This is a genomic window from Paraburkholderia sp. BCC1884 (genome assembly GCF_900996225.1).
In the GTDB taxonomy this organism is placed as follows: Bacteria; Pseudomonadota; Gammaproteobacteria; order Burkholderiales; family Burkholderiaceae; genus Paraburkholderia.
Map to the genome: position 1 here is coordinate 1 of NZ_CAAJGL010000073.1, position 2,934 is coordinate 2,934.

Sequence of the window (2,934 nt, forward strand, 5' to 3'; positions counted from 1 at the left end):
CAGGCGGCTTCGATAATCGCAAACTGGCGGTTTTGCTGGTTATCTGCTGCATGGCCGGGGTGGTCGTCTAGTTCGAACCAGCGACCCGCATCCGCACCACGCACACCGCCTGATCCGTAAAACCGTTTCGCGCGCGATTCCCATTCTTCCATGCGGATTTTTGACAGGGCATCACCCCGATCCTGCGTCCCATAGGTGTAGGCTCCCGTGTATTCATACACCTCAGCCTGCTCTGGCAGATTCCCCTGCGTAGGAAGCGTTGGAATGTTTGTGCCCTTGGCAAAGGTGGGGGAAGCGGGTGCCTTGTAATCGAAGGTGCGGGTAGTGAGTGTCGTGCTTTGCAGTGTTCGCGTGCCCGACCACTGAACCAGGGCATCGGCTTCACTGTTTGTGCCCGCGCGACAAAACTGCACTGTCTGCGGTGAAAGAGGCTGGCACGTGTCGAGACTGTCCGTGACGATGAGCGTATGCGATTTACCGTCGCTGGCCTGCTCAAAGTAGCCGAACAGCCCTTCGTTTTCCATCAACCGGTGGACGAAATTCCAGTCGTTCTCGTATTGCATGCAGAACGAACGCGAGGGCAACGGCTTGCTCAACGCAAAGCGAAATGCACCTTGAGCCTGCGGGTGCATGTTGAAAACATCGGTCAGGATTTCGTCGGCCGGCTTGTCCTGCCAGATTCGTGCGTCCTTGCGAAAGCGCAGGAAATGCATCCATGACGCATAGCCGATCTGATAACTGGTGAGCCCGCTGTCCGACCCAAGACGCCGTGCGGTATGCACGTATCCGTGATGAGGCAGATAGGACCTGTCCGTCTGTTGAACCCAAAGCGTCACCGGTTGGGCGATCAGCTTCTTGAGTTCGATCGCGTCGGAGGTAGACACGACATCAGCCGTAAATTCGTAGTGGCGGCCAATCCGTGAATAACCAATCACCCGCCGGGGCAACAGGACATTATTTCCCAGCGCAGTATCCAGCTTCAGCAGGCGATCACTCTGGATGAGTCCGCCAGTTATTGCCCCGATTATGTCCTGCGCGCCCATACTGCCTCTTCTTTCTTGTTGGCTGACTGAGCGACCGCGCTCTACGCGATTTTACGAAAGTTCAGATGAATCGGCCAACAATTCAATGCCAGAAAGTGTGAGGCGGCATGAATTTTTGGCTAACCAATGCGAGCGGCATATCTGTAAATTCTTTCAAATAACGTTTCGGACATTTCTTTCAGATTGCGAGATGGATTAGGATGCCCGGCTTTGACAGCAACAACCAGATAGCCGACCATAAGCCATGCAGCTGAATCGCAAAAGCGGCCAGTAATCGGCGATCGGGTAGAAAGCCGCTGGATAAGACCATGCTGCTACCTCACCCGCCGGCTTATGTGCGCGAGCAATCTTTGCATTGGCATCTCGCTTTGGCAGCATTCCGGGTTGGAAAGGGTAACGGCGATTTGCTGGCAAAACTGTTTAAGGCACCCTAGCAGCTATCAGGTGCCCCCACGCACGCCGTCGCTGAAGCCCAGCAGCACGTGTGCCATTTTGGCGAAAGTGACAAATGCTCGCCATGGTGATTTGGAAATCAACGCAGCGGTTGTCCGAGCGCCGACCGATCCATTCCACTTGCTGGCTACCTCGAACACCGCGAAGCATCTCGGCCACGATTTATTGGCAAATATCCCAACATCACCTTGCTCCCCAGGCTGAAACTCTTTATTTACCATCAGCGAGTTGGATGCGCGTGGCGTGCGACTGGTGACCTTCAGCAGCAGTTCGGTACCGACACGCCAGCGGGCAAGTTGGCGTTGACCATTTGTGGCGTTCGCCGAGTTCGAGAACAGTATCAGGAAGGCACGGCAGCGGGAAGGAAGCCCGTGCGCGCATGGAGGGCCGCAAGCACCAGGGACGCAAGCCCCAGCTCATGGGCGAGCAGCAGTCTGACCTAAAGCACGGTTCGATGCCGGCGAGAACCGCAGCCAGCTTGCCGGTGAGTTCGGCATCGATCGCGTCACAGTTGATCGCAATATGCATGGAGATCGGAAGCGAGATCAACGCGAATATATTCTCGGCCTCCAGTCGGAGCGCCGCGGCTGCAGCAAAATTAGTGCTGATCTGATCGAGTGTCTTACGAACGGCTCTCGTGAACGCTGCTTAGATGACGGGGCTCGAGTCGTCACAGGACCGTTGAATTCTCAACGCTGTCATTGCCGCCATCCCTCCGAACGCCGCCGACGATGCACCTCGAGGTGCGGTCTCCCTTTTGGACGCTGAAACAGTGCTGATTTACCATATGCTTTGCAAATCTCAGCGACAATCGAACGCGCAAACGCAAACTCGAGCGCGGACGAAAGACCGAGGTGTCGTCTCATATCCCGATTCTCGATAAAGAGCGAGGGTACCAAACGTCAAGCGCTTCCAATGACGCCGAACGGCGCGCCGTACGTTTCAAGGAGGAAGTTCTCCGTCACGCTCAGCAATGAAAGTTGCTCAGGGCTAACTTTCGAACGGGAAAAGCCAGGTTGCACGATAAACACGCGAAGCTTTAATGCCGCCGTTCGACTCTGATTTCTTATGGCCGCGAGCATTTCCCTGTCACCTGTTTGGTACCTCGACAAAGCGCCCCCTTTGCGAACCTTCGGGTCGCGACGCAACAGGTGAATGAAGAGTTCAGTATGCCGGAGCTGGTTCTGTAGCCAACTGATGCTCTTTTGCGCTTGACCACAGACCTCGTACAGGTCGCCCACCCGACTACCCGGAGCACTTTCCTGCAACTACTTGAGGTGATGGAAGTCAACCGTATGGTCGTACGTGAGTCCAGAGTGTGTGGAAACACCGTTTCTTCCGCCAAGCGGTTGATTGCCAGTCAGGTCGATCGAGTTTGATACGGCGAGTTTGCACTAATCGAACATCGCGAGCACAACAAAGCCCCTCGGGGCCTTAG

Annotated in this window: 1 protein-coding gene; it reads right to left on the reverse strand. The window is 55.5% G+C overall.

All coding sequences use genetic code 11. The annotated features are described in order from the left end of the window. Positions 1 to 1,043, reverse strand: a 1,043-nt coding sequence (locus FQ705_RS15380; protein ID WP_144142532.1) for a phage late control D family protein, incomplete at its 3' end; no start/stop codon positions are given. Positions 1,044 to 2,934 lie beyond the last annotated feature (1,891 nt).